22 protein-coding genes and 1 tRNA gene are annotated in these 25,482 nt (G+C 60.7%); 11 read left to right on the top strand and 12 right to left on the bottom strand.

The annotated features are described in order from the left end of the window. Nucleotides 1–37 precede the first annotated feature (37 nt). Nucleotides 38–1,594 (bottom strand): type VI secretion system protein TssA, encoded by a 1,557-nt coding sequence (tssA, locus tag M5C01_RS16825; protein WP_152740299.1) that lies wholly within the window; start codon nt 1,592–1,594, stop codon nt 38–40. 442 nt (nt 1,595–2,036) lie between these two features. Between tssA and M5C01_RS16830 the strand changes: the two genes are divergently transcribed. Next, a complete protein-coding gene (locus tag M5C01_RS16830) occupies nt 2,037–3,092 on the top strand; it encodes a helix-turn-helix domain-containing protein (RefSeq protein WP_152740298.1) in 1,056 nt (351 codons plus the stop codon). On the opposite strand, the gene M5C01_RS16835 is transcribed toward M5C01_RS16830, so the two are convergent. Both M5C01_RS16835 and M5C01_RS16840 read right to left on the bottom strand, forming a co-directional pair. Next, a complete protein-coding gene (locus M5C01_RS16835) occupies nt 3,086–4,363 on the bottom strand; it encodes an MFS transporter (RefSeq protein ID WP_152740297.1) in 1,278 nt (425 codons plus the stop codon). The two genes, M5C01_RS16830 and M5C01_RS16835, sit on opposite strands and share 7 nt — an antisense overlap. A 300-nt stretch (nt 4,364–4,663) precedes the next feature. Next, nucleotides 4,664–4,879: a hypothetical protein gene (locus M5C01_RS16840; RefSeq protein WP_152740296.1), complete on the bottom strand. Its 216-nt coding sequence runs from the start codon at nt 4,877–4,879 to the stop codon at nt 4,664–4,666. A 4-nt stretch (nt 4,880–4,883) separates the two neighbouring features. Here M5C01_RS16840 and M5C01_RS16845 point away from each other — a divergent pair, with 4 nt between their 5' ends. Next, nucleotides 4,884–6,872 carry a preprotein translocase subunit SecA gene (locus M5C01_RS16845; RefSeq protein ID WP_152740295.1) on the top strand — a complete coding sequence of 663 codons (1,989 nt, stop codon included), beginning with the start codon at nt 4,884–4,886 and terminating at the stop codon, nt 6,870–6,872. 73 nt (nt 6,873–6,945) lie between these two features. Here M5C01_RS16845 and M5C01_RS16850 read toward each other — a convergent pair whose 3' ends face one another. The 7 genes from M5C01_RS16850 to M5C01_RS16880 all read right to left on the bottom strand — a co-directional run bounded on the left by M5C01_RS16850 (nt 6,946) and on the right by M5C01_RS16880 (nt 12,955). Further along, nucleotides 6,946–8,295 (bottom strand): hypothetical protein, encoded by a 1,350-nt coding sequence (locus M5C01_RS16850; RefSeq protein ID WP_178129906.1) that lies wholly within the window; start codon nt 8,293–8,295, stop codon nt 6,946–6,948. A 171-nt stretch (nt 8,296–8,466) separates the two neighbouring features. Then, complete coding sequence (locus M5C01_RS16855) at nt 8,467–8,823, bottom strand: hypothetical protein (RefSeq protein ID WP_152740294.1); 357 nt, start codon at nt 8,821–8,823, stop codon at nt 8,467–8,469. Between the two features lie 409 nt (nt 8,824–9,232). After that, nucleotides 9,233–9,308: transfer RNA gene (locus M5C01_RS16860), tRNA-Gly, on the bottom strand. Between the two features lie 63 nt (nt 9,309–9,371). Next, complete coding sequence (gene pgsA, locus M5C01_RS16865; RefSeq protein ID WP_103495325.1) at nt 9,372–9,941, bottom strand: CDP-diacylglycerol--glycerol-3-phosphate 3-phosphatidyltransferase; 570 nt, start codon at nt 9,939–9,941, stop codon at nt 9,372–9,374. Between the two features lie 32 nt (nt 9,942–9,973). Beyond that, the gene (gene uvrC, locus M5C01_RS16870) at nt 9,974–11,797 is read right to left on the bottom strand and encodes an excinuclease ABC subunit UvrC (RefSeq protein WP_152740293.1); all 1,824 of its coding nucleotides are present in this window, start codon (nt 11,795–11,797) and stop codon (nt 9,974–9,976) included. Between the two features lie 2 nt (nt 11,798–11,799). Next, nucleotides 11,800–12,438: a UvrY/SirA/GacA family response regulator transcription factor gene (gene uvrY, locus M5C01_RS16875; RefSeq protein ID WP_100939313.1), complete on the bottom strand. Its 639-nt coding sequence runs from the start codon at nt 12,436–12,438 to the stop codon at nt 11,800–11,802. 151 nt (nt 12,439–12,589) lie between these two features. Further along, nucleotides 12,590–12,955 (bottom strand): helix-turn-helix transcriptional regulator, encoded by a 366-nt coding sequence (locus M5C01_RS16880; protein ID WP_103495340.1) that lies wholly within the window; start codon nt 12,953–12,955, stop codon nt 12,590–12,592. Nucleotides 12,956–13,036: 81 nt separating this feature from the next. Between M5C01_RS16880 and M5C01_RS16885 the strand changes: the two genes are divergently transcribed. Then, nucleotides 13,037–13,258: a DNA-binding protein gene (locus M5C01_RS16885; protein ID WP_103495327.1), complete on the top strand. Its 222-nt coding sequence runs from the start codon at nt 13,037–13,039 to the stop codon at nt 13,256–13,258. 66 nt (nt 13,259–13,324) lie between these two features. On the opposite strand, the gene M5C01_RS16890 is transcribed toward M5C01_RS16885, so the two are convergent. Together M5C01_RS16890 and M5C01_RS16895 are read right to left on the bottom strand one after the other, a co-directional pair. Further along, nucleotides 13,325–13,783, bottom strand: coding sequence for a GNAT family N-acetyltransferase (locus tag M5C01_RS16890; protein WP_248747003.1), 459 nt, complete (start codon nt 13,781–13,783; stop codon nt 13,325–13,327). Continuing rightward, nucleotides 13,780–14,538, bottom strand: a complete 759-nt coding sequence (locus tag M5C01_RS16895) for a carbon-nitrogen hydrolase family protein (protein ID WP_152740291.1) — start codon at nt 14,536–14,538, stop codon at nt 13,780–13,782. The genes M5C01_RS16890 and M5C01_RS16895 overlap by 4 nt, the downstream gene beginning before the upstream one ends. Nucleotides 14,539–15,167: 629 nt before the next feature. Here M5C01_RS16895 and M5C01_RS16900 point away from each other — a divergent pair. The 8 genes from M5C01_RS16900 (at nt 15,168) to M5C01_RS16935 (ending at nt 25,481) form a co-directional block, all read left to right on the top strand. Then, a complete protein-coding gene (locus M5C01_RS16900) occupies nt 15,168–16,259 on the top strand; it encodes a 3-deoxy-7-phosphoheptulonate synthase (protein WP_152740290.1) in 1,092 nt (363 codons plus the stop codon). A gap of 127 nt (nt 16,260–16,386) precedes the next feature. Next, nucleotides 16,387–16,668 (top strand): peptidylprolyl isomerase, encoded by a 282-nt coding sequence (locus tag M5C01_RS32975; protein ID WP_100939307.1) that lies wholly within the window; start codon nt 16,387–16,389, stop codon nt 16,666–16,668. An 87-nt stretch (nt 16,669–16,755) separates the two neighbouring features. Then, nucleotides 16,756–18,621, top strand: a complete 1,866-nt coding sequence (locus M5C01_RS16910) for an extracellular solute-binding protein (protein WP_152740289.1) — start codon at nt 16,756–16,758, stop codon at nt 18,619–18,621. Next, a complete protein-coding gene (locus tag M5C01_RS16915) occupies nt 18,621–19,688 on the top strand; it encodes a microcin C ABC transporter permease YejB (RefSeq protein WP_152740288.1) in 1,068 nt (355 codons plus the stop codon). Before M5C01_RS16910 ends, M5C01_RS16915 begins: the two co-directional genes overlap by 1 nt. Continuing rightward, nucleotides 19,688–20,710: an ABC transporter permease gene (locus tag M5C01_RS16920; RefSeq protein ID WP_152740287.1), complete on the top strand. Its 1,023-nt coding sequence runs from the start codon at nt 19,688–19,690 to the stop codon at nt 20,708–20,710. Before M5C01_RS16915 ends, M5C01_RS16920 begins: the two co-directional genes overlap by 1 nt. A gap of 14 nt (nt 20,711–20,724) precedes the next feature. After that, on the top strand, nt 20,725–22,305 hold the full coding sequence (locus M5C01_RS16925) for an ABC transporter ATP-binding protein (protein WP_103495342.1): 1,581 nt from the start codon (nt 20,725–20,727) through the stop codon (nt 22,303–22,305). A gap of 35 nt (nt 22,306–22,340) precedes the next feature. Further along, the gene (locus tag M5C01_RS16930; RefSeq protein ID WP_152740286.1) at nt 22,341–23,756 is read left to right on the top strand and encodes a sigma 54-interacting transcriptional regulator; all 1,416 of its coding nucleotides are present in this window, start codon (nt 22,341–22,343) and stop codon (nt 23,754–23,756) included. A gap of 333 nt (nt 23,757–24,089) precedes the next feature. After that, a complete protein-coding gene (locus M5C01_RS16935) occupies nt 24,090–25,481 on the top strand; it encodes a GntP family permease (protein ID WP_152740285.1) in 1,392 nt (463 codons plus the stop codon). Nucleotide 25,482 lies beyond the last annotated feature (1 nt).

Consider the following 25,482-nt stretch of genomic DNA (forward strand, 5'->3'; position numbering starts at 1 on the left):
ATATGCACACGCCTGCCAGGTATTGCCTGTTGCTCATTCAACTTGCCGGCTGGCTGGCCAACCGCCAGAACGCCGGCAAATCCATTGCTGCCAACTGTTGCGCCCACATCGCTCTCGAACCGCCGTCGTCCTGGGCCAGTGCCAACTCCAACAATGGCCGGACCAGCTCCGGCTCCCAACGATCGAGGCCCTGCCCCGTCGCTTCCTGGAGCAATACATCCAAGGCAACACCCAACTGAGCGCGCGGGTCGAAACGCTGTAGCAACTGGCATTGGGCCGCGCGCAGGCGAAACCGCTCGCGTCCGCTGCCGGCCTCTCGCACGGCGCTCTGTAAACGCGCCAACGCTTCGTTCAAACGCCCTTCAGCGGCATCACGCCCAACCTCATCGATCAGCGTCTGCAGCGCATCCGTCGCGCCACCGCTGGCCGTCGGGGCCAATCCTTCGAGCCAACTGCGGGTCGCGCCATCGGCGAACGGTTGGCCATCGGCGAATGTCAGCTCGACCAGCGACGGCAGGCGCGCCAGGAAATGGCGGGTTTCCAGGGCCAGGCTGGCGGCACCGGTGATCGCTTCCGATCCCAGTCGTGAGAGCGCGGCATGACTAGCCCGATTGAGGTCCAGCCAAAAGGGATAACTCGTCAACCGACCTTCGCAAAAGCGCACGATGTCCAGCGGCTCGCCCACGCTCTGCAAGCGACTGAACGCCTCGCGCTCCGCCTCCGAGGGCGGTGGCAGGCGGGTCGTGCAACCTAGCGCCGGCGGTGCCTGCTCCAGGGTCGTCCACGCCGATTGGCGATTGAGGCGAAACAGCAACGGCAAGGTTGTCCGGGACTCCAGACAAAACCCCAGCAGCGGCGTCAGCGAGGCAAACACGCTATTGACCGCGCTCTCGATGGCTTCATCGCTGTCAAGACGGCCCAGTGGCTGGATCGGTGCAAGGACCGCAGGCGGCACCGGCGCCGAGGGCGCGTGGGCAACCGGCGTCGGGGGCGCCGCAGCCGCATCGACTGCCGGCGCAACCTCCTGCGCCGCCGCTGCTATAGGTTCGACACTGGCTTGCACGGGTAGCTGCGATAGGCGACGACGCAACGCAAAAAAGCTCGGGCCGTCGGCATCCCGATCCCTCCACTGGCTGTCAATGGCGTCCCAGTCTTCGAGCAAGCCTGCCAGTTGTTCGCCAGGCACCGCGTCGAAGTTGCCTTCAAGCTTCGCTGTAAGCCACTCGAGCATCCACTCGGCCTGGTTGCGCCGAGCACGCAATCGCGCCGGCGGCGGGGTCAGGGTCTCCCAGTACAGCTCAAGCATTTCGCGCACGATGTGCACGCCGTTCGCCAGGCCGGACACGCCTTGCAGGGTGGTCCAGGCACACAACAACCACACTGCGGCATTGAAGTCCTTGCCCTCTTCTCGCAGCACTTTTACGCAGGCATCGGCGACTTTCTGCCAATCCACTCCAGACTCGGCGTGGATGTTGTTCAATTTGTCCACTTCGATTTGCGCGAGGGAGAAAGCCGCGCCTTCTCGAGGGTTGGCGCCAGCAGGATGAGTCAAACTGATCGCAAACGAACCTACTTCCCGGTCGAGGCAACTCATCCGTTACTCCTGATACTTCAATAGGTTCAAAGGTGTAGCTCACTCAACTGCCGGATAAGCATGTGCCAGCCGAGACATAGGGACCATCAGGTGAACACCTGAAGTGCTCGCCCGTTGAAAATGCGCTTCCAGAGCGTGGAAACACGACAACGCTGTGAAATTCGAATATGGGTCAATCTATCAAGCGCCTTGCAGATGGCTTGACCCTGCGTCGCAACTTTTCAATTATTTTCAGGCGCTCTGTCCCCGAGCTTGACGACGCCCGGACGTGCGCAGGTTGGATACCGAGACGGTTTGTCATTACTTTCATGGAGAAAGCGGCTATAAGGAGACCAACAGAGAATTCTGACTGGCTGCCGGTAAGGGGCGTGGACTGACATTGGATAGATGCAGTGCTTGTTCACGGGTCGATAACATAGGCTTTGCGAGCTGTAGTGAATTCATGAGCAAACCAGCTTCAGTCATATTCGCCCCTAAACACCTTAGTTCCAGGAACGCCCATGATCACTTTGAGGTCAGCTCCGGGCCTGTTGCCAACCAATTGCTGGCATGGCGTGAGCGGGTCGGACACGTCATCGACGTCCTCCCGAGATCCCAAGTAACCTCCACGCACTTCAATGCGAGCATTGACCGCTACAAATTGGGCGATCGCGTCTTTACCGACTGCTCAAGCGACGCCTTGTTGCTGGACCGTTCGATTGCCCGCATCTCTACCGACAAGGTCCGGGATTATGTTTTTCAGGTCTTCACCCAAGGCGCAATAGAGTCTATTCGAGGCGGGCCACAGGAAAGTGGTACATCCGCCATGGCGAGCATCGTTGCCATGGACATGAACCAGCCGATAAGAATGAGCCGGGGGCGTTGCCGCGTCTTGACCTTCTTTGTCTCGCGACCGGTCGTGGAGGCGGCGCTGCCCCATGCCGAGTCGATCCACGGGCGTGTCTTCGAGAATACGACGCCTATGACTCAGTTGATGATCGAACATGTCGCGGCGTTTTCGAGAAAACTGCCCAGTATGACCAGCGTCGAGGCCGCAGCGACGTTCGATACCGCCGTTCAACTCATACTCGCGGCATTCTCGAAACAGGCCAAGCTGGGCGGCCACGTGCGGGCGGCAGCGCGTAGCGCGATATTCGATAAAGCCAGGCGTTATGTGCAGAACAACCTGTATCAACCCTGGTTGACGCCAGAGTACGTTCTGATGGCGATGCAACTGCCTCGTGCCACGCTCTACCGTCTGTTCCAGCATGAGGGTGGATTAGGTCGCTATATCCTCAACTGCCGACTGCGCGAAGCGGCAGACGAACTGGTGCGCTATCCGGACCGCCAAGTGATTGAAATCGCCTACAGCCTGGGGTTTAACAGCGCGTCAGCGTTTACCCGAGCCTTTCGTCGCCGTTATGACCTGGCTCCGCAGGACCACCGCCTGCTGGCCGCACAGCGGATAGGCAAAGCCATGCAGGGTAACCGTAACGTAGCGGGCCTAATCGATCAGTGAGTTGACGAGCTGGCGGGAAACTTCACTAATGCGAACAGGCTGACCAATAGCGCGCCCAGCAGATACCAGGAAGGCGCCATTGGGTTTTGGGTAATGCCGATCAACCAAGTCACAAAAAATGGACAGAACGCCCCAAAGATCGTAACGCCGAAACTGTAGACCATCGACATCCCCGTGGCGCGATGATGCGCCGGAAAAGCCTCCATAATCATGACGGTGGTAACACCGTTGTTCCCCATCGCTACAACCGAATAGACGCAGATGATCACCAAGGAAGCCAACTCGCCAACACCGTGGGTCAAGGCGAGAAACACTGGATAGACCAGCAGGACGCTGACGATCATCGTCACATATTGGGTGGGTTTGCGTCGAGGCAGCCGATCGGCGAGCCGGGCAAACAGTGGCGCTGCGATGAACAGCATCGCACTGGAAAAGCACGCTGAGAGCAAGCTCATGCTCGGCGACATGCCTAGCGTGCGGACCAGATAGGTCGGCATATAGAGCACCATCAGGTAGATGCTTGCGGTTGGGGTTGCCATCATCAAAATCCCCAGCAATAGCTGGGGCCGGTGGCTTTTCAGCAAGACACGCAGCGACGGTGACTGTGAGCCCCGCCGTGTTACTTCCACCATATTGCGACGAATAAACCACCCAAACGGCGCAATCAAAAGCCCAAGCACGAAAGGAATACGCCAGCCCCAGGCCAGCAACTGCTCGGGCGTCAGCAACGAGGTCGTTGCCGCACCGACGACAGCCCCCACCAACGCTGCGGCAGCCTGGCTGGCAGAGCGCCAACTGACCAGATAGCAGCGTTGATCGCGGGGTGCCAGCTCCATCAGCACCACAGACGACACCCCTATCTCCCCTCCGGTTGCGAATCCCTGCAACAACCGAGAGATTACCAGTAGCACCGTTGCGGTGACGCCGATAGATGCATGAGTCGGCATGAGCGCGATCAAGGCGGTACCTGCTGCCATCAATAAATTGGTGACATTCAAGCCGGCTTTTCGCCCTTTGCGGTCAGCGAGGTTGCCGATCACGATTGCGCCCAGCGGGCGCATCGCGAAACCAATACCAAACGTCAACAATGCCATCAGCAACGAGGCGAACGAGCTGTCCGATGGAAAAAAAAGCTTGCCGATGATCACAGCGGAAAAGCTGTATACCGTGAAGTCATAGATCACCAGGCCATTGCCGATGACTGTCGCCAGTATCACCGTCTTCGATTGCCTGAAGGTCACCTGACAAACGCCAGATTCAAGATTCGACATTTAAGCGGAGGTCCCGTCGAGTACATCAAAGCGCGCTTGGTAGCGAACACGTGGGCCAAAACCTATGGCGCTAACAGCTCGAGAGACCGGCTATTGGGTGCTTAGCGCCGTCCTGGCGGGTGAATCCTACGGAACAATCTCAGGCTTGTATGTACCCATTTGCAACGCAATCAAGCGTGCATCCACGGTGGCTCAACGGTACCGTCTTCTACAAACGCCTCGCGACTCGCAAGGCGGGTTTTACGGGGCGCTCCAGGGAGTTTGCAAGTGCCCTATGGAATGCAAAGATGATCTAGGTGTTCAGTCCCGGAATGAGATGGTGGCGGCACGATTGCCACACGCCCCGGCGACACCGATGGGCTCAAGACCCTGGCGCGGGTATTCATCATCGACCTGGCGCTGCCGCCCGACACCCACGCGGTATTCGGCGAACGGGTTCAAGTGCGCTTCAACCATGGCGATGAACCGCTCGGCGTGCAGGCCTGGCGACGCCTGCGCCAGGTGTTCCTGAGCCACTTCAATGTCTGATGTACGTGCCCTCCTCGCCGGACGCGACATTCAACTGGGTGATGGTCCTTATTTGGAACGCCTGGACGCCCAACGGGTGCAGTGGGAGGAGCGTCTGCGCGGCTGGCTCAGCCGCTTGCCGCGTCTGGATGGCCGTTCTGCACGCGCATTCGTGAAACGTACCAATGCCCTGGAAACCGCCGCGAAGGCTTGGAGCGACGATCAACTGCGTGAGCAATTGGCACTCGTTTCCCGAGACCTGCAACGCCAGGGCTTTAGCGATCCACCGCTGGCCCAGGCTTTCGCCCTGATTCGCGAAGCCTCACGCCGGACCCTGGGCATGCGTCACCACGATGTGCAGCTACTCGCCGGGCGGACCTTGCTACAAGGGCGTCTGGCCGAGATGTCGACCGGCGAAGGCAAGACCCTGGCGGCGACGCTGGCAGCGTGCTCGGCGGCGATCACCGGTGCGGCGGTCCACGTGGTCACGGTCAACGACTACCTGGCCGAGCGTGACGCGGAACACAACCGGGCGCTTTTCGACTTTCTGGGGCTGGACGTTGGCGTTGTGCTTCAGGACCAAGCCGTTGACGAGCGCCGTATCGCCTATGCCTGTGCGATTACTTACGTGTCCAACAAAGAGTTGACCTTCGATTATCTGAAGGACTGCATTGCCATGGGCGAGGCCTCGCGTATCCAGCAGGGGCTACAAGCACTGGCAGGGATACGCGGGCGCGAAGCGCCCATCCTGCGTGGTCTGCACATTGCGATCATCGACGAGGCCGACAGCGTGCTGATTGATGAAGCCAGTACGCCGTTGATCATTTCAGAAACCCTGCCCGACGACCTGGACCCGGAAATCTACAGTCAGGCCATCGCCCTGGCGCAGGAACTGACGACCGATGAGGATTACCGACTGGGGACCCATCGCGATATCTGGCTGACACCCAAAGGCCGGCAGCGGGTCAAGGCAGAAACGTCCAGCTTCACGGGGCTTTGGCGCTCAGTTCTGTGGCGAGAGGAGTTCGTGCAAAAAGCCCTCAGCGCCATTCACTGTTTTCAGCGCGACCAGCACTACATTCTGGCCGACAACAAGGTGCAGATCGTCGATGAATCCACCGGCCGGGTGATGCCCGACCGCACTTGGGAACGAGGCCTGCATCAAATGATCGAGTGCAAGGAAGGGGGCGAAATTACTGGCCAGCGCCGGACCCTGGCGCAGATCACGTACCAGCGTTTTTTCGGGCGTTACCTGCTGCTATGCGGCATGACCGGTACGGCTGAGGAAGTGGCCCCCGAGGTAAAACGCAGCTACGACTTGAGTGTCACCCGCATCGCCACCCACAAGCGGAGCCGACGCGAGCGCCTGCCGGACCGTATCTGCCAGGACTCGACACAACGTTGGGCCGAAGTTACCCGGCGTGCCGTGGAAGTTGCCTTGCAAGGGCGTGCGGTGCTGGTCGGAACACGTTCGGTGGAAGCCTCGGAGCGCTTGAGCAGCGCTCTGACGCTTGGCGGCATCGAACACAGCGTTCTCAACGCTCGCCAGGATGAAGGTGAAGCGCAGGCGGTGGCCCAAGCCGGGCACACCGGACGCATCACCGTGGCCACCAACATGGCCGGCCGTGGTACGGATATCAAACTGCAGCCGGATGTTGAACAGGCAGGCGGCCTGCACGTGATCCTCACAGAGTTTCATGAGTCCGCACGCGTTGATCGACAGTTGTTTGGCCGTTGCGCCAGGCAAGGCGATCCTGGCAGTACCGAGGCTATCGTCAGTATCGACGATGAGCTTTTTCTACGCTTCGCCCCGGTGTTGGTCAGGCGAGCGCTGGCGCTGCTGGTGAAGACGCCGCTAAGCAGCCGTAAGACACTGAGATGGCTGGTCAAGTCCCTGCAGGATCGAGCCGAACGTCATTATCGAAAGCAGCGTCAGGATACGGTCAAGCGTGATGCGCAAATGGCTCAGTCGTTGGGCTTTGTTGGAAGGCGCGGTAAGTAGATTTGATTAGGCGAACGGCTCACAAGCACCGCCCGACCAAGGCTCGGTCGGCCCGGCTGAAAATCTATCTGAACTACTTACTGACTGCTAACGACGAATAACGCACGTCATAACCGATCATGAACAATGCCCGTTCCAGATCTAACAGCGCCACACCCGGGACTTGGACAGCGAGCGTCTTGATTACACTTTGCAGGATACGATTAGTCGCTCGCACAAGTCCGGCCCAAACCTCGGTTGGGTTCGGCGCCTCAGCGCTAACTTTATAGAGCTGTATAAATTTGAAACTGCCTTGCGTGGGGTCGCGTTTCTCGATTTTATTGTTGCGTGTTTTGACATTGGGTCCCCAGCGAAATGCGAGGTCCGACGGCACAACGCATGCCCCCGTTCCCTGAAGCCAGTGACGCACCAACAACCCCAGCGCAGCACCCACCCGACCATCGTAAATGATGATGCTATTTGGGGAGGCCGCCGCATAAACCTTGGTCATCGCCGAATTCATGAGCAGTTTGTCACCATCGAAAGCCGCCAGTGACTGACTACATCCGGGTTGAAGCAGCTCGACGGCAGTCAGGATTTTACTGCACAGGGTCTTGGCTGCAGCTTGCTCCATGACCCATACCCGAGAAGCATCGCTAACCTTCCGAGCAACACCCCCCCCACTTAAATATTTCCAGACAAGCTTTTTCCGCAGCAGCATCACAAGGCTTGGCAAGGGCCACGCGAAGCCGGGCCGCAATACTGGCAAAGTCATCAGGTACGCTTTTTTCAGGCCAAGAATAATGCTCAGCCGCCTGAGCCAAGGTCGAACACCACCAGTCACTACCTTTTTGCAATGTTTTCCAAGGCCCCAGGCGCGATGTCCGCTAGTTTGATAGCGATGAACAAAAGAATCGGGCTTCCCCACCCACAGCGCTGCCAGATGTTTAGCGAAAGCGCGCTGATCAGGGGAGAGAGATTCCGGAGGCGTATTGCCCATGATCAGAGACTGTAGCGGTCGATCGACCACGGCAACCACTTTGTGCTTTACCAGCCAGGTGCTAGTCGGCACCTTCGGGTTGATCTCCACCACCCCAAGTTCCTGGAGGATCGGAAGCACATAGGTGATATTTCGCTGGCCGTATGCCCCTGTGGGAAGCAGGCGGGAGGCCTTGCACAAAGGGCCCGATTTTTTATAGTTATTGTCAGACTTGATCACACATCGATTACCAGCGTAATGATCATGGCCGTGCAGATATGCCAACACTGCCTCAAAAGCATTCCGAGGGATCATGACTCTTGTCTTTCCGGTCAATATCGTGACCCGCTCGGGCGTCACAAACTCAACACCGAACGTCTTAGATTGAGAAGGTGTTAGAAGCAATCCCAACTCCCCCATCATCGGCCAGATCGATGAAACCGTCTGAGTCGTCAATTGCATCATGCTGACACTCCCTGTCTACTTTCCGTCATCAGATTCAAGATACTCACTTGATACTTGGTCCTAGGCAACACTGGCTGAGAACAGTTTCTTCATTCAACCAAGGAGCACAAGGAAAATAGCCTATCTCTCTCAGTCCGATGCACACCTCACATGCACCGGACTGAGCCTTACTCAGCGCGTTACGAGTTCGTCATCTAAAACCGAATCCACCCACGACTGTGCCAATTCAATCAAATGCACCGCCCCCATTGCCAACTTGCGACTTGCCCCATCCAGTTGATCGGCGGACTCATACGCGGTGGCGGCTGCGGATTGCAGAACCGAACTGGCCGCCACCAGCTTATCCTCGACACTAAGCTGCGTTGGCTTGCGGGGCAGCCTCGGACGGCTGTCGCGTTTGAGCGGGTCATCGCTTATGGGAAGCCCATAATGGGCGAAGACACGCTCGATGGCAGGGTCCAGTACTTTTTCAACGCGCGAAGACGCAGATAGGCCTACAGGCGGGTCCGGTGTAAGTCTTTTATCCATGGTCCAGCTCCTACATGTACATGATTGAGGAGCCATCTTTTGCCGTTCTCACGCGGCAAAGGGTGGCGGCTGTACACAGGGTGAGAATACCGGACAGTAGGCAACCGGCCAGACCGAAGTCTGCCTGCGCACAGCCACCATGGAACGCTCACGGACGAAATAATATCCGCAACGAGGCTGGCACTGATGCGCTTACTGAACACGGGTTCTCACGCCCGACCGCTGATTTTGCAGCGATGGACGAAGACTAGAGACCAGTTTTGGCAAGCGCAAGGCGAAAGAATTTTCTAGGAAACATCAGTCAATGGAAAGCGAATTGTCTGATGATCGCTTTCAGGAAAAAAGATAATCGACTGAAAAAACGCGCAAACAAAAACGCCACTCTATATGAGTGGCGTTTTTGTGTATTTGGAGCGGGAAACGAGACTCGAACTCGCGACCCCGACCTTGGCAAGGTCGTGCTCTACCAACTGAGCTATTCCCGCGTCTTGGTGATGCGCATTCTATAGAATCTACGCACCCCGTCAACCCCTTGATTCAAAATAGTTTTATTTTTTTTCAGGATTTTCCGAATTGAACTTCAAATGCGGCCACGCCGCCCGCAGATACTGCAGCATCGACCACAGGGTCAGCACCGCCGCCGCCATCAGCAAGGTATAGCCCACCAGCACCCAGAAGCTGAAGTCCGACGGGTTGGCCAGCAGGATCACCAACGCCAGCATCTGCGCCGCGGTTTTCCATTTGCCCATGTTGGAAACGGCGACCTGCGCCCGCTCCCCGATTTCAGCCATCCACTCGCGCAGGGCCGAAACCACGATCTCACGACCGATGATCACCGCCGCCGGCAAGGTCAACCACAGGTTGCCATGCTCCTGCACCAGCAAGACCAGCGCCACGGCCACCATCAGCTTGTCCGCCACCGGGTCGAGAAACGCGCCGAACGGCGTGCTCTGCTCCAGTCGACGGGCCAGGTAGCCGTCCAGCCAATCCGTCGCCGCCGCAAAGGCAAACACCGAACTGGCCGCCGTGTAGCTCCACTGGTAAGGCAGGTAAAACAGCAAAATGAAAATCGGAATGAGTACGACGCGTAGAACGGTGATCAGATTAGGGATATTCATCGGCACAACTGGCTACGAGGTTGAAAGGCATTCTACTCGCTGTGCAGGCTTGCATAAATCGACTCAGCGAGCTTTTTACTGATCCCGGGTGCTTTGGCGATCTCGTCGATGCTGGCACGGGACAGCTCCTGCAATCCACCAAAATGTTTCAATAGTTCACGGCGACGCTTCGGCCCCACCCCCGCCACCCCTTCCAGGGTTGAGGTTCGACGGGTCTTGCCGCGCCGCGCCCGGTGCCCGGTAATGGCAAAACGGTGGGCTTCGTCGCGGATCTGCTGGATCAAATGCAGGGCCGGTGAATCACCTTTCAAGGTGAATTCATGGGCCGCGTCGTTGAGGTACAAGGTCTCGAAACCGGCCTTGCGCGTCGCCCCCTTGGCCACGCCGAGCAGGATCAGGTCCGGTACCGATAGCTCATCGAGCACATCGCGCGCCATGGACAACTGGCCCTTACCGCCGTCCACCAGGAGGATGTCCGGCAACTTGCCCTCGCCATCCTTGATCTTGCTGAAACGCCGGGTCAGCGCCTGGTGCATCGCCGCGTAGTCGTCGCCGGCCGTAACGCCTTCAATATTGTAACGGCGATAATCGGATTTGATCGGGCCTTCCGGGCCGAATACCACGCAGGACGCGACCGTCGCTTCACCGCTGGAGTGACTGATGTCGTAACACTCCAGGCGCTGCGGCGGCTCGTCCAGGTTCAGCACTTCGGCCAGGGCCTCGAAGCGTGCGGCCATATGCTGACGATCCGCCAGGCGCGCACCCAGGGCCTGTTCGGCATTGGTCACCGCCAATTGCTGCCAGCGCGCCCGTGTACCGCGCACCCGATGGCTGATGGCCAATTCTCGGCCACGCAGCCCATCGATGGCGGCGATCAGGGTCGGGAAGTCTTCGTGGACCACGTTGACGATCAGTTCACTCGGCAGGTCGCGCTCGGGACTGCCGATAAAGTACTGGCCGAGAAACGCCATCAGCACTTCGGACACGTCTTCCTCGATACCGACCTGCGGGAAGAAATTCTTGCTGCCCAGTACTCGTCCGCCGCGCACGCTGATCAGGTGCACGCAGGCACCGCCCGGGTTGATGAAGGCCGCGACCACGTCGACATCGCCGGTGCCGCCCTCCATGCTCTGCTGGTCCTGGACCCGACGCAGCAACGAGATCTGGTCCCGCAGCTCCGCCGCCCGCTCGAAATCGAGGGTGCTGGCCGCCTGTTCCATGCCGGCATTCAATTCGTCGGTCAGGGCATTGCTGCGCCCTTCGAGAAACATCACCGAGTGGCGTACATCCTCGGCATACACCTGGGGCTCCACCAGCCCGACACACGGCGCCTTGCAGCGCTTGATCTGGTATTGCAAGCAGGGTCGGGTGCGGTTCTTGTAGTAGCTGTCCTCGCACTGGCGGACCAGGAAGGTCTTTTGCAACAGGCTCAGGCTTTCACGAATCGCCCCGGCGCTCGGGTAAGGCCCGAAATACTTGCCCTTGGCTTTCTTGGCCCCACGGTGAATGCTCAACCGCGGGTAGTCGCCGTCCGAAAGAAACACATAGGGATAGGATTTATCGTCGCGCAGCAGGATGTTGTAGGGCGGCCGCCATTCCTTGATCAGCGTCTGCTCCAGCAGCAGCGCCTCGGTTTCGTTGGCGGTGATGGTGGTTTCCACCTGGGCGATCCGCCCCACCAATGCCGCCGTCTTCGGCGCCAGGCCGGTCTTGCGGAAGTAACTGGCCAGACGCTTCTTCAGGTTCTTGGCTTTGCCCACATAAAGCAGGCGCGCGTCGCCGTCGAACATGCGGTAGACGCCGGGGCGGCCACTGCAGGTCGACAGGAAGGCACTGGAATCGAACAGGTCAGTCATTGTCAGCCGGCATCGACCATGCCGTGGCGAACCGCCAGAAGCGTCAACTCGACATCACTGCTGACCGACAGCTTCTCGAAAATCCGATAGCGGTAGGTATTGACGGTTTTCGGCGACAGGCACAGTTTGTCGGAGATGATCTGGACTTTCTGGCAGCCGACGATCATCAACGCAATCTGGATTTCACGCTCGGACAAGGCGTCAAACGGCGAGTCACTGGCCGGCTGGAACGACTTGAGCGCCAACTGCTGGGCAATCTGCGGGCTGATGTAGCGTTGCCCGGAAAACACCAGGCGAATCGCCTGGACCATTTCCGCCAGGCCCGCGCCCTTGGTCAGGTAACCCGCCGCTCCGGCCTGCAACAAGCGGGTCGGGAACGGATCCTCTTCACACACGGTCACCGCCACCACTTTGATGTCCGGATGACTGCGCAGCAATTTGCGCGTGGCCTCCAGGCCGCCGATGCCAGGCATCTTGACGTCCATCAGGACGACATCGGGTTTGAGCTCCCGCGTCTTGAGCAACGCCTCCTCTCCCGATTCCGCCTGTCCCACGACCTGCAGACCGTCGATATCCGCCAACATCCGCGTAATGCCTGTACGCACAAGATCATGGTCATCGACTACTAGCACCCTAATCAAGCAGACACCTCACGAATTTGGTCTTATCAGGTTATTGACCACCTTAGCAAAAAACCACGGGCCTGACCTAGTTACAAGCGTCACATAAGAGTATCAACGCGCTATAAGCGCTTGCCGGACGGCAAGCGCGTTTCGTCAGAAATGAAATGACTCAGGAGTCACTGGAGCCTGCACGGCCGTTTGGCCCATAAGGCCCGGCGGTTTCAGCCAAGGTAGTGGTCAGTCGATGGATCGCGTCCTGATCTTCCTTTTGCAGCACCCGATAGTTGCCCAATACTTTTTCTTCTACCTGGCTGAGATTGTCCAGTTGCATCGGTGTCGGTTGCCCGGTCAGTACGTAAAGCACATCGACGCCCCGTGCGGCCACACGGGACAAATAGTCGGCCTTCGGTGCGCGGTCACCGCTTTCATATTTGCCCTGCGCGTTGGCCTCAACGCCTCCGATTTCACCAAAAGCCTTCTGCGACAGACCCAGCCGCTCTCTCTCTTGCCGCAATCGCGAACCAATTCCACTCATTTGGATGTAAGATCCCATTTTAAACACCCTTAGGGGTGATATACTCAACAAGCATTAAACACATTTGAACGGTTTTGAACTATGCCCGGTATTCGCACCGCTGCACAAGCCAAGGCTTGGCTGGAACACCAAGGAAAATCGGTTCAGGAGTTTGCGCGCGAGCATGGCGTCGACCCGGCAACCACCTATCAAGTGCTCGCTGGGCGAAAAAAGGGACGGCGTGGGGAAGCCCATAAGGTCGCGGTCCTATTGGGCATGAAGGATGGAATCATCCCATCCGACACCGACAAGTCGAGTGAGTAATTCCCGACTTCTTAAGCCCAGTATGCGCCTCGTGTGGCGATATATAGGACAATTCTCAAACTATCGTCAGTAATTACCAGACGCCGGTCTTGAAGCAGTGAGACTCATGCGCAAAAAGCACTCGTCCTCACCGACTACAGCCAGGCCCTGACGCAGATACAGCCGCTGCGCGGGGTTGCTCTTGAACACGGTCAGGCGTAACTCACGACGCCCCTCTCTGAAGGCGATTTCCCGTGCCTGCTGGATCAGCCAACCGCCCAGGCCCTGGCCTCGGCCCGCCTCGATCAGCTGTAACTCACGGATGTACAACGCCCGGGCATCGCGACTGAAGCTGACAAAACCCAGCACCTGCTCGCCATCACACAACAGCTCGTTCTGGCGCCCGGCCCAGGCCTGGTCAAAGGCTTCGTCCAACCAAAGCAGATCGTACTCACAGTAGTAAGCCATCATGTTCTGGCGCGTGAGCTCCCGGGCGAATGCCAGGTCCGCGCCCAAGGCCGGGCGAAAACGCCAGTGCCCGCTCACAAGCCCGTCACCGACACCACCTCCCCGGACCATTGGCCGGCGACACGTCGTCCGATCACCAACACATCCCCTTCCCCCTCTGTCACCACCACCCGCTGCCCGCCAGCCGCCCAGAGCGCGCTACGCCCCGCCGACTGCCAGCCGCCCGTCATACCGCCATGGTTGGCCATCAACACCGCCATGCCGTGGTCCCGGGCATAGCCCTGCAACAAGGCCGTATCGGGTCCATAACCGTTCTCAGTGATCAATACACTGGCGGCGTAAAGGTTAGCCGCAGATTGCGCGGCCTGTAGCGGATGACTAGCGTGGGAAAAGTCAGCACAAACCGCCAGAGCGATGCGCTCATCGACGATTGTCAACAGCTCACCGCCGCTTCCAGGGGTAAATGCGACTTCTTCACCATCGTGTAGATGCTGCTTGCTGTAGACCTGCAAGGAACCGTCGGCACCGAATGTCAGTGCCCCGATCAGCACCGGGCCGTCGGCGAACAGGCGTATCGGCATGCCTACTACGGTCACCAGCTTCAGCTCTCGGGCCAGCTCGCGCAACGGTGCCAGTACCGGGTCGTCCGGGGTAATCGCCAACTCGGCCGCGAGGCCGCGTTCATAGCCGGTCAACGACAATTCGGGGAACAGCAGAAACGCCACGCCCCGCTCCGCGGCCTGGCGCATGAACGCCAGGTGTCGAGCGATATTGGCCTGCAAATCTCCGGCAATCGAAACAGCTTGGGCGGCGGCAAGGGTAAACACGCTCATGATTCAGTCCTGACAATCAGATCGGAAATATCCGTCGAGTGTGTCATAAAGATCTGTCACATTTAAGCGATAGAGCCTGCTCTCGGGTTCCCATAGAATTTTCTGATTGAACAGGGCGATACCGCTCTAGTAAGCTCGGCGACATTCACACGGAGTTGCACCATGCACCTGACTCAATCCGCCCATCGCCACACCGCCAGCGCCTCGCGCTCGGTTACGGCTGCCCGGATGAGCACGGTCGGCACCCGCGTAAGCTTTTATTTTGGGTATTGGTTTAGCCACTGGCGCGCCTGATACCCAACCGGCGCCCACTGAATACAGGGGTCGCCTACCAGAGAATTCTCAACCCCCGGTCGGCCTCCCGACCGGGGGTTTTGTTTTTTCAGGCTCCCACATTTTGCAACCGACTTTTTAAATCAAGGAATACCGACATGAACGACTCCACCTATTACCGCTACGACATCACCGGCGCCTGGCGATTTAGCAACCTCCGCTCGGGACAGCACGCCGCCTCCGAACGGTCACGCACAGGTGGCACGCACACACTCACAGCCAGTCCGGCTGATTGTCGAACACCCCAGTAGGGCCGCGCGCGGGAAGCACCCGCCGCCAGCCCAGGAAGCCCGAACATGAATTCTTCTCTCTGCGCCCTGCCGTCCTCCGTCCTGCCATCGGCCAACGAGCCGTTGACCCAACGCCTGCCCAGCGCGTTGCAACTCAAGCAACACCTGCCCCTCAATGCCAGCCTCGGCGAACAGGTCGAACGCCACCGCCGCGCCGTGCGCGCCATCCTCAACGGTGAAGACCCACGCCTGCTGGTGATTGTCGGCCCCTGCTCGATCCATGATCCGCAATCGGCCCTGGAATACGCCGGCCGACTGGCCAACCTGGCGAGCGAGGTCAGCGACCAGATGCTGCTGGTGATGCGCGCCTACATCGAGAAACCCCGGACCACGGTGGGCTGGAAAGGCCTGGCCTACGACCCGCACCTGGATGGCAGCGATGACATGGCCGGCGGCCTGGCGCTGTCCCGTGAACTGATGCGCGAGATACTGCGCCTGGGCCTGCCGATTGCCACCGAACTGCTGCAACCCATGGCCGCCGGTTATGTCGATGACCTGCTGAGCTGGGTCGCCATTGGCGCGCGGACCACGGAGTCACAGATCCACCGGGAAATGGCCAGCGGCCTGGCGATGCCGGTGGGGTTCAAGAATGGCACCGACGGCAGTGTCGGGATCGCGGCGGATGCGATGCGTTCGGCGGCCCATGCCCATCGGCATTTCGGCGTCGACAGCCAGGGCCACCCGGCGATCATCCAGACGGCGGGCAACCCGGACACGCACCTGGTGCTGCGCGGCGGCCATCGCGGGCCGAACTACGACGCCCATAGTGTGGCGCAGGTACGGGCCGGCCTGGCCAAGCAGTCGATTGCGCCGCGGATCATGGTCGATTGCAGCCACGCCAACAGCGGCAAGGACCCACTGCGCCAGCCGGCGGTGTTCGCCGATGTACTGGAGCAGCGTTTGCGGGGCGATCGTTCGCTGGTCGGGATGATGATTGAGAGTCATTTGTTCGAAGGCTGCCAGGCACTGAGCCCGAACCTGCGCTACGGCGTTTCGATCACCGATGGCTGTCTGGGTTGGGAAGCGACCGAAGCGTTGCTGCTCGGGGCGGCCGGGAAGTTGCGTGAGCAGCAGGTGGCGGAGGTTGTCGGCGCCTGAAACCTTGTGGCGAGCAGGCCTGCCCGCTCGCCACAGGTCCAACACTCCGCGCCGCCGGGAACTTTTGCCAGGAAAATCTGGCCTGATTCCGGTAATCTCGACACTTTCTAGAAAGGAGCATCACCCCATGGCCAAAGCCACTGCCCGTCACATCCTGGTTGCCAGCGAAGCCAAGTGCAACGAACTCAAGGCCCAGATCGAAGGCGGCGCCGATTTCGCCGAGATCGCCAAAGCGAACTCCACCTGCCCGTCCAGCCGCGACGGCGGCAACCTGGGCTCGTTCGGTCCGGGCCAGATGGTCAAGGAGTTCGACACCGTGGTCTTCAGCGCCCCGGTCAATACCGTGCAAGGCCCGGTGAAAACCCAGTTCGGTTACCACCTGCTGGAAGTGACCAGTCGTCAGGACTGATCCTGCCCGCTCCTGTGGCGAGGGGCTTGCCCCCTCGCCATGGTGCATGTTCCTGCTGATACTCCGAACCGGCTTCTAAGGCTGAAGATGCGACTGGCCCTATCCCTGCTACTTACCGCCCTGACCCTGCTTCCCGGCTTGTCCGCCAACGCCGCCCCGCCACAGCACGCGCTGACCGTCTACGGCGAACCGGCCAAATACCCCGCCGGCTTCAGCCATTTCAACTATGCCAACCCCCGCGCGCCCAAAGGCGGCAGCCTGCGCCGCTCGGCTATCGAGATCGGCCAGTACGACCATATCCTGCCCTATGTCGACAAAGGCACCGGCGTCACCCAGGTCGACGGCTGGATCTACTCGCCATTGGCCGTGCGTTCCCTCGACGAGCCCTACACCGTCTATGGCCTGGTGGCGGAAAAAATGCAGCGCAGCGATGACGGCCTGTCCCTGCGCTTCTACCTGAACCCCAAGGCCCGTTTCGCCGACGGCACGCCGATCACCGCCGAAGACGTGCGCTACACCTACAACCTGCTGATGACCCAGGGCAGCCTCAGCTACCGCATGCAGTTCGAAGCGGTGAAAGACGTCGAGGTCGAGTCACCGACCCAGGTCCGCTTCGACTTCAAGAACAACGACAACCGCTCGCTGCCACTGGATATCGCCAGCCTGCCGGTGCTGCCGGAACACTGGTGGAAAACCCGTGACTTCGCCAACGGCGGCGGCTACGAAGCCCCCCTGGGCAGCGGCCCCTACAAGGTGAGCAAGATCGACTCCGGGCGCAGCATCACCTTCGAGCGCAACCCCGACTGGTGGGGCAAGGACCTGCCGGTCAGCCGCGGCCTCTACAACTTCGACCGTTTCTCCCTCGAATACTTCGGCGACACCGATGTCGCCCGCCAGGTCCTGCGCGGCGGCGCCTATGACTACAATCGCGAGTTTTCCGCCACCGGCTATTCCATCGGCTACGACAGCCCGGCCCTCACCGACGGCCGCCTGCAAAAGGCCCACCTGGCCCAGGAAGCGCCGCAAGCCGCGCAGGGCTATCTGTTCAACCTGCAAAAGCCGATGTTCCAGGACCGCCGCGTGCGCGAAGCCCTGGCCATGCTCTGGGACTTCGAGTGGAGCAACCGGCAGATGATGCGCAACATGTACATCCGCCAGCAGAGCTTCTTCTCCAACACCGCCCTGGCCGCGCGGCAGTTGCCCGACAAGGCGGAACTGGCGATCCTCGAACCGCTGCGCGGACAGATTCCCGACGAAGTCTTCACCCAGGTCTTCGAAGCGCCGAAAACCGACGCCAGCGGCAATCTGCGGGACAAACAGCTAAAGGCCCTGGCCCTGCTGGAACAGGCCGGCTGGAAACCCGACGGCGACCGCCTGGTCAACGCCCAGGGCGAACCGCTGACCTTCACCTTTCTCAACGCGCAGAACGGTATCGAGCGATTGCTGTTGCCATATAAACGCAACCTGGCGCAGATCGGCATCCGCATGGATATCCGCCGCATCGACGCCTCGCAGTACGTCAACCGCCTCAAGGCCCGCGACTACGACATGATCGTCAGCGGCTACCCGGTCACCACCTCGCCGGGCATCGAGCTGTACAACTACTTCGGCTCCGCGGCGGCCAACGACCCCGGCTCGAGCAACTTCATGGCCCTGAAGAACCCGGCCGTGGACACCTTGATCAACGGCCTGATCAAGGCCGATACCCAGGCGCAGATGCTCAGCTACGCCCATGCCCTGGACCGGGTGCTGCAATGGAACTACTACTGGATTCCCAACTATTACCCGCCGGGCACCTCGACGGTCTGGTGGAACCGTTTCGGTTACCCCAAGGAGCAGGCCAGCAATGACCCTGCCGTGGAAACCTGGTGGGAAGTCAGCACGACCCCGCTGACCAACGAACAGATGACCGCCGAGCTGATCAAGCGCGGCAGTTCCGGAGGACAGCACTGATGCTGGCGTACACCCTGCGGCGCTTGCTGCTGATCATTCCGACGCTGATGATGATCCTGCTGGTCAACTTCGTCATCGTCCAGGCCGCGCCCGGCGGCCCGGTGGAACAGGCCATCGCCCGCTTGCAGGGCATCGGCGGCGCGGGTGCCGGCGCCCTCGGCGGTGGCGGCGATGCGGTGCAAAGCGCCTCGCGGGCCAGCCGTGGCCTGGACCCCAAGCTGATCGCCGATATCGAGCGCCAGTACGGTTTCGACAAACCGGCCCCCGAGCGCTTCTGGCTGATGCTCAAGCACTACGCCAGCCTGGACTTCGGCAAGAGCTTCTTTCGCGGTGCCCAGGTCACCGACCTGATCCTGGAAAAAATGCCGGTGACCATTTCCCTGGGGCTCTGGGCCACGCTGATCACCTACCTGGTGTCGATTCCCCTGGGCATCCGCAAGGCGACCCGCCACGGCAGCCGCTTCGATGTCTGGAGCAGCACCGCCATCGTCATCGGCTACGCCATGCCGGCGTTCCTCTTCGCCATGCTGTTGATCGTCGCCTTCGCCGGCGGCACCTCGCTGAACTGGTTCCCGGTGCGTGGACTGGTGTCGGAGAACTTCGACCAGCTTTCGACCCTGGGCAAGATCGCCGACTACTTCTGGCACCTGGTGCTGCCGGTCACTTCACTGGTGATCGGCGGTTTCGCCACCCTGACCATCCTGACCAAGAACTCCTTTCTCAATGAAATCACCCGCCAGTATGTGGTCACAGCCCGGGCCAAGGGCCTGAGTGAACGCCGGGTGCTCTACGGCCATGTGTTCCGCAACGCGATGTTGCTGGTCGTCTCGGGCATTCCCCAGGCCTTTATCAGCGTGTTCTTCGCCGGTTCCCTGCTGATCGAGGTGATTTTCTCCCTCGACGGCCTCGGCCGCCTGAGTTACGAAGCGGCGGTGTCGCGGGACTATCCGGTAGTGTTCGGCTCATTGTTTATCTTCACCCTGTTTGGCCTGCTGATAAAACTGGTCGGCGACCTCTGCTACACCCTGGTCGACCCGCGTATCGATTTTGCCGCGAGGAACGCCTGATGCTCAGACTCTCGCCCGTGAGCCGGCGTCGGCTCGACCGCTTCAAGGCCAATCGCCGGGGCTGGTGGTCGCTGTGGCTGTTCGCCGCGCTGTTCGTCCTGAGCCTGGGGGGCGAGTTGATCGCCAACGACAAGCCGCTGGTGCTCAACTACCAAGGCTCGCTGTATTTCCCGGTGTTCAAGCGCTACACCGAACAGGAATTCGGCGGCCAGTTGCCCTTCCAGGCCGACTACCGCAGCGACTACGTACGCCAGCTGATCACCAAGGATGGCGGCTGGATGCTGTTCCCGCCGATCCCCTTCAGTGCCGACACGCCCAACTATGACCTCAACAAACCGGCCCCCAGCCCACCCACCACGGTGAACTGGCTGGGCACCGACGACCAGGCCCGGGACGTGCTCGCGCGGGTGATCTTCGGCGCCCGGGTGTCGATTCTCTTCGCCCTCGCCCTGACCGCCGTCAGCGCCCTGATCGGCATTGCCGCCGGTGCCCTGCAGGGTTACTACGGCGGCTGGATCGACTTGCTCGGCCAGCGCCTGCTGGAAGTCTGGTCGGGCCTGCCGGTGTTGTACCTGCTGATCATCCTGTCCGGCTTCGTCGAACCGAATTTCTGGTGGTTGCTCGGCATCATGGCGCTGTTTTCCTGGCTGGCCCTGGTGGACGTGGTGCGTGCCGAATTCCTCCGTGGGCGCAACCTGGAATACGTCAAGGCCGCCCGGGCCCTGGGCCTGACCGACCGCAAGATCATCCTGCGGCATATCCTGCCCAATGCCATGAACGCCACCCTGAGCTACCTGCCGTTTATCCTCACCGGGGCGATTTCGACCCTGACGGCCCTGGACTTCCTCGGCTTCAGCATGCCCGCCGGCAGCGCCTCCCTGGGCGAATTGATCGGCCAGGGCAAACAGAACCTGCAAGCACCCTGGCTCGGTTTCACCGCCTTCTTCACCCTGGCGCTGATCCTCTCGCTGCTGGTGTTTATCGGCGAGGCGCTACGCGATGCCTTCGACCCCCGCTCATGAACCAGGCGCCCGAGATGACCGACAACCTGATTGAAATCCGCCGGCTCAATGTTGCCTTCAACGGCCAGCCGGCGGTGCGCAACCTGTGCCTGGATATCCGCGCCGGCGAATGCCTGGCCCTGGTGGGCGAGTCCGGCTCGGGCAAATCGGTCACCGCGCACTCGATCCTGCAACTGCTGCCACGCAGCGGCTGCCAGACCGACGGCAGCGTGCGTTATCGCGGCCAGGAACTGCTGGGGGCCGATGATGGCACCTTGCGCAGCATCCGTGGCGACCGCATCGCGATGATCTTCCAGGAGCCGATGACCTCCCTCAACCCGTTGCACAGCGTGGAAAAGCAGATCGGCGAAACCCTGCTGCTGCACAAGGGCATGGGCGGCAAGGCGGCCCAGGCACGGATTCTCGAACTGCTGGAACTGGTGGGCATCCAGAAACCCCGCGAGCGCCTCAAGGCCTATCCCCATCAACTCTCCGGGGGCCAACGCCAGCGGGTGATGATCGCCATGGCCCTGGCCTGCGAGCCGGAGTTGCTGATCGCCGATGAACCGACCACCGCCCTCGATGTAACGGTGCAGCGCAAGATCCTGCTGCTGCTCAAATCCCTGCAACAGCGCCTGGGCATGTCGCTGCTGCTGATCAGCCACGACCTCAACCTGGTGCGCAGCATCGCCCAGCGGGTCTGCGTGATGAAGGCCGGGGAAATTGTCGAACAGGCGGACTGCGAAACCCTGTTCAACCACCCCGCGCATCCCTACAGCCGCGTGCTGCTGGACGCCGAGCCGGCGGGCCAGCCACTGCCGCTGGACGACAACGAGGTGGTGTTGCAGGCCGAGGGCATGCGCGTGCGCTTCCAGGTCGGCGGCGGACTGTTCCGACGCAAGGAATACCTGCAGGCGGTGGACGGCATCAGTCTCAGTGTGCAGCGCGGCAAGACCCTGGGCATTGTCGGCGAGTCCGGCTCCGGCAAGTCGACCCTCGGCCAGGCGATCCTGCGTCTGCTGGATTCCAAGGGCAGCATCCGTTTCCAGGGCACGGCCCTCGACGGCCTGAACCAGAAGCAACTGCGGCCCTGGCGCAAACAGATGCAGGTGGTCTTCCAGGATCCGTTCGGCAGCCTCAGCCCACGCATGTCGGTGGCGCAGATCATCAGCGAGGGCCTGGAGGTGCACTGCGCCAACACCCCCGCTGAATGCGACGCCCTGGTGATCCGGGCGCTGGAGGAAGTCGGTCTCGACCCGCAAAGCCGCCACCGCTATCCCCATGAGTTTTCCGGCGGCCAGCGCCAGCGCATCGCCATTGCCCGCGCCCTGGTGCTCAAGCCGGCGCTGATCCTGCTGGACGAACCGACTTCGGCGCTGGACCGCACAGTGCAGAAACAGGTGGTCGCCCTGCTCCGCGATCTCCAGGAAAAACACGGCCTGACCTACCTGTTTATCAGCCATGACCTGTCGGTGGTGCGCGCCCTGGCCCACGACCTGATCGTGATCAAGGACGGCCAGGTGGTCGAACGCGGCGCCACCTGCGCGGTGTTCGATGCGCCGCAGCATCCCTATACTCGGGAACTGCTCGCCGCTACCCTGTTGACCCCGACCTGATCGATCGCCGCCCGCCGGCAATGGACGAACCCGCCATGACCGACACCGAAAGCCTCAAGGACTACCAGCAGGTTCGCCTGCTGGCGATTCGTTCGCTGTTCGAAATCATCGAGCAATCCAGCGAAGGCACGGTGATCGTCGACCGCGATGCCAATATCGTCTGGATGAACGAGCGTTATGCCCGGCGTTTCGGCCTGGCCAATGCCAGCGAAGCCATCGGCCGCGCTTGCGAAAGCGTGATCCCGAGCAGCCTGCTGCGCGAGGTGGTGCGCACCGGCCAGCCGATCCTGCTGGATCTGCAGGACACCCCCAAGGAGCCCCTGGTGGTCATGCGCCTGCCGATCCACGATGCCGCCGGGACGGTGATCGGCGCCATCGGCTTCGCCCTGTTCGACGAGCTGCATAGCCTGTCGCCCGTGCTCAAGCGCTACCAGGGCATGCAGGCCGAGTTGGCTTCAACACGCTCGCTGCTGCGCTCGCGGCAGACCAAATACAACTTCGCCCATTTCATCGGTACCAGCGCTGCCAGCCTGGAAGTCAAGCGCCGGGCCCGGCGCGGCGCCAACAGCGACTCACCGGTTCTGCTGCTGGGGGAAACCGGCACCGGCAAGGAGTTGCTCGCCCAGGCGATACACAGTGCCTCGCCAAGGGCGCACAAGGCCTTTGTCAGCATCAACAGTGCAGCGATTCCGGAGACCTTGCTGGAGGCCGAGTTCTTTGGCACTGCGCCGGGGGCCTTTACCGGCGCGGATCGCAAGGGTCGGCCCGGCAAGCTGCAGATCGCCCAGGGCGGCACGCTGTTTCTCGATGAGATCGGCGATATGCCGCTGCCCCTGCAAAGCAAGTTGTTGCGGGTGTTGCAGGAGAAGGAGTTCGAGCCGGTGGGTTCCAACGAGGTGCTGCGCAGCGATGTGCGGGTGATCGCCGCTACCTCCACTGACCTTGAGGCGGCGATCCAGCGCGGTGAATTTCGCGCGGATTTGTATTACCGGCTCAATGTCCTGCCGATTCAGGTGCCGCCTTTGCGTGAGCGTCTGGAAGATCTGCCGGCGTTGAGCGAGGCGATTCTCGAAGAGCTGCGCAGCCATCATGAGCTGGCGGCCGAGGCCCTGGAGTTGCTGGGCCGGCACGCCTGGCCGGGGAATGTCCGCGAGTTGCGCAATGTGCTGGAGCGGGCGGCGCTGTTGAGTGATGCACAGGTGTTGGGTGCAGCGGATATTCGTGGGGCGATTGGTACGTTCAAACCGTTGCAGCGGCTGCCGGAACGGACCATGGAGCCGCTGGGCAACGAGACGTTCAGCTCGGCCCGGGAGCGTTTTGATCGGCAATTGATTGAAGCGACGTTGGCGCAGTGTGCCGGAAAGGTAGAAGACGCCGCGAGCAGGCTGGGCCTGGGAAGATCGACCCTGTACAAGAAAATGCTTGCCTTGGGTCTCTCGCATTCTCAATAGCGAGACACAATTCCCAATATGGAGATACTCTCCTGTGGGAGCGGAGCTTGCCCGCGAAGAACGATAACGCGCTCCCCCTGAAAGACCGCGCCGCCTGCATTCGCGGGCAAGCTCCGCTCCCACAGGAAATCAGCGACCCTGATAACGGGGAACACTCTCACGATCGATTCGAGAGGCAGATCGTCTCACTTCAGAGACAAGCCCATGAGACATCATTACAAAAAAAACAATAAATCCCTTTTATTTCAATAACTTAAATAAATGGCACAGAACTCGCAAACCCCACAGGAGATTCAGACCTAACCTACAAAAATAACAATTTGGAGACACACCATGAGTGTGATCATCGCCCTCGCGGCGCTGGCGTTGCTGATGCTGGCCGCCTACCGTGGCTACAGCGTCATCCTGTTTGCCCCCATCGCCGCCCTCGGCGCCGTCCTGCTCACCGCCCCTTCCGCCGTCGCCCCCGCCTTTACCGGGGTGTTCATGGAAAAGATGGTCGGTTTCGTCAAACTCTACTTCCCGGTCTTCCTGCTCGGCGCAGTATTCGGCAAGCTGATCGAGCTGTCCGGTTTCTCGCGCTCCATCGTCGCCGCCGCCATCCGCCTGTTCGGCACCCGCCAGGCGATGCTGGTGATCGTGCTGGTCTGCGCCCTGCTCACCTACGGCGGCGTCTCGCTGTTCGTGGTGGTGTTCGCGGTCTACCCCTTCGCCGCCGAGATGTTCCGCCAGAGCAATATCCCCAAGCGCCTGATGCCGGCGACCATTGCCCTCGGCGCGTTCTCCTTCACCATGGATGCCCTGCCCGGCACGCCACAGATCCAGAACATCATTCCCAGCACCTTCTTCAATACCACTGCCTGGGCCGCGCCCTGGCTGGGGCTGATCGGCACGATCTTCGTGTTCTGCGCCGGCATGCTGTTCCTTCAACGCCAGCGCAACAAGGCCCAGCGCGCCGGCGAAGGCTACGGCACCGAACTGCGCAACGAGCCGGAAACCGCCGAGGACATCCGCCTGCCCAACCCCTGGATCGCCCTCTCGCCACTGTTGCTGGTGGGCATCATGAACCTGCTGTTCACCCAGTGGATTCCGCTCTGGTACGGCAAGACCCACACCCTCAGCCTGGCGGGCATGGCCACGCCGGTACAGACCGATATCGCCAAGATCACCGCCATCTGGGCGGTGCAGGCCGCTCTGTTGGTGGGCATCATCATGGTGCTGATCTTCGGCTTCCGGACCATTCGCGGCAAGCTCGCCGAAGGCAGTAAAAGCGCGGTGAGCGGTGCCCTGCTGGCGGCGATGAACACCGCCTCGGAATACGGTTTCGGCGCGGTCATCGCCTCGCTGCCGGGTTTCCTGGTGCTGGCCGACTGGCTCAAGAGCATTCCCAATCCACTGGTCAACGAAGCCATTACCGTCACCCTGCTGGCCGGGATCACCGGCTCGGCTTCCGGCGGCATGAGCATCGCCCTGGCGGCGATGTCCGACAGTTTTATCAGCGCCGCCCATGCCGCGAATATCCCGCTGGAAGTCCTGCACCGGGTCGCGGCCATGGCCAGCGGCGGCATGGACACCCTGCCCCATAACGGCGCGGTGATCACCCTGCTGGCCGTCACCGGGCTGACCCACCGGGAAGCCTATAAAGATATTTTCTGCATTACCCTGATCAAGACCGTGGCGGTCTTCGTGGTGATCGCCACCTTCTATGCCACCGGCATCGTGTGAG

Origin of the sequence: Pseudomonas sp. MWU12-2319, from assembly GCF_023242525.1 — a bacterium.
Taxonomy (GTDB): Bacteria; Pseudomonadota; Gammaproteobacteria; order Pseudomonadales; family Pseudomonadaceae; genus Aquipseudomonas; species Aquipseudomonas gingeri_D.

What these genes read in the sequence shown, in the direction of transcription:
- M5C01_RS16920 (WP_152740287.1), top strand. Translation starts at nt 19,688, where the DNA reads ATGCTCAGACTCTCGCCCGTGAGCCGGCGTCGGCTCGACCGCTTCAAG.
- M5C01_RS16925 (WP_103495342.1), top strand. Translation starts at nt 20,725, where the DNA reads ATGACCGACAACCTGATTGAAATCCGCCGGCTCAATGTTGCCTTCAAC.
- M5C01_RS16885 (WP_103495327.1), top strand. Translation starts at nt 13,037, where the DNA reads ATGCCCGGTATTCGCACCGCTGCACAAGCCAAGGCTTGGCTGGAACAC.
- M5C01_RS16915 (WP_152740288.1), top strand. Translation starts at nt 18,621, where the DNA reads ATGCTGGCGTACACCCTGCGGCGCTTGCTGCTGATCATTCCGACGCTG.
- M5C01_RS16850 (WP_178129906.1), bottom strand. Translation starts at nt 8,295, where the DNA reads ATGATGCAATTGACGACTCAGACGGTTTCATCGATCTGGCCGATGATG.
- M5C01_RS16845 (WP_152740295.1), top strand. Translation starts at nt 4,884, where the DNA reads ATGTCTGATGTACGTGCCCTCCTCGCCGGACGCGACATTCAACTGGGT.
- M5C01_RS16910 (WP_152740289.1), top strand. Translation starts at nt 16,756, where the DNA reads ATGCGACTGGCCCTATCCCTGCTACTTACCGCCCTGACCCTGCTTCCC.
- M5C01_RS32975 (WP_100939307.1), top strand. Translation starts at nt 16,387, where the DNA reads ATGGCCAAAGCCACTGCCCGTCACATCCTGGTTGCCAGCGAAGCCAAG.
- uvrC (WP_152740293.1), bottom strand. Translation starts at nt 11,797, where the DNA reads ATGACTGACCTGTTCGATTCCAGTGCCTTCCTGTCGACCTGCAGTGGC.
- M5C01_RS16855 (WP_152740294.1), bottom strand. Translation starts at nt 8,823, where the DNA reads ATGGATAAAAGACTTACACCGGACCCGCCTGTAGGCCTATCTGCGTCT.
- M5C01_RS16830 (WP_152740298.1), top strand. Translation starts at nt 2,037, where the DNA reads ATGAGCAAACCAGCTTCAGTCATATTCGCCCCTAAACACCTTAGTTCC.
- M5C01_RS16900 (WP_152740290.1), top strand. Translation starts at nt 15,168, where the DNA reads ATGAATTCTTCTCTCTGCGCCCTGCCGTCCTCCGTCCTGCCATCGGCC.
- M5C01_RS16935 (WP_152740285.1), top strand. Translation starts at nt 24,090, where the DNA reads ATGAGTGTGATCATCGCCCTCGCGGCGCTGGCGTTGCTGATGCTGGCC.
- M5C01_RS16835 (WP_152740297.1), bottom strand. Translation starts at nt 4,363, where the DNA reads ATGTCGAATCTTGAATCTGGCGTTTGTCAGGTGACCTTCAGGCAATCG.
- M5C01_RS16895 (WP_152740291.1), bottom strand. Translation starts at nt 14,538, where the DNA reads ATGAGCGTGTTTACCCTTGCCGCCGCCCAAGCTGTTTCGATTGCCGGA.
- pgsA (WP_103495325.1), bottom strand. Translation starts at nt 9,941, where the DNA reads ATGAATATCCCTAATCTGATCACCGTTCTACGCGTCGTACTCATTCCG.
- M5C01_RS16880 (WP_103495340.1), bottom strand. Translation starts at nt 12,955, where the DNA reads ATGAGTGGAATTGGTTCGCGATTGCGGCAAGAGAGAGAGCGGCTGGGT.
- tssA (WP_152740299.1), bottom strand. Translation starts at nt 1,594, where the DNA reads ATGAGTTGCCTCGACCGGGAAGTAGGTTCGTTTGCGATCAGTTTGACT.
- M5C01_RS16930 (WP_152740286.1), top strand. Translation starts at nt 22,341, where the DNA reads ATGACCGACACCGAAAGCCTCAAGGACTACCAGCAGGTTCGCCTGCTG.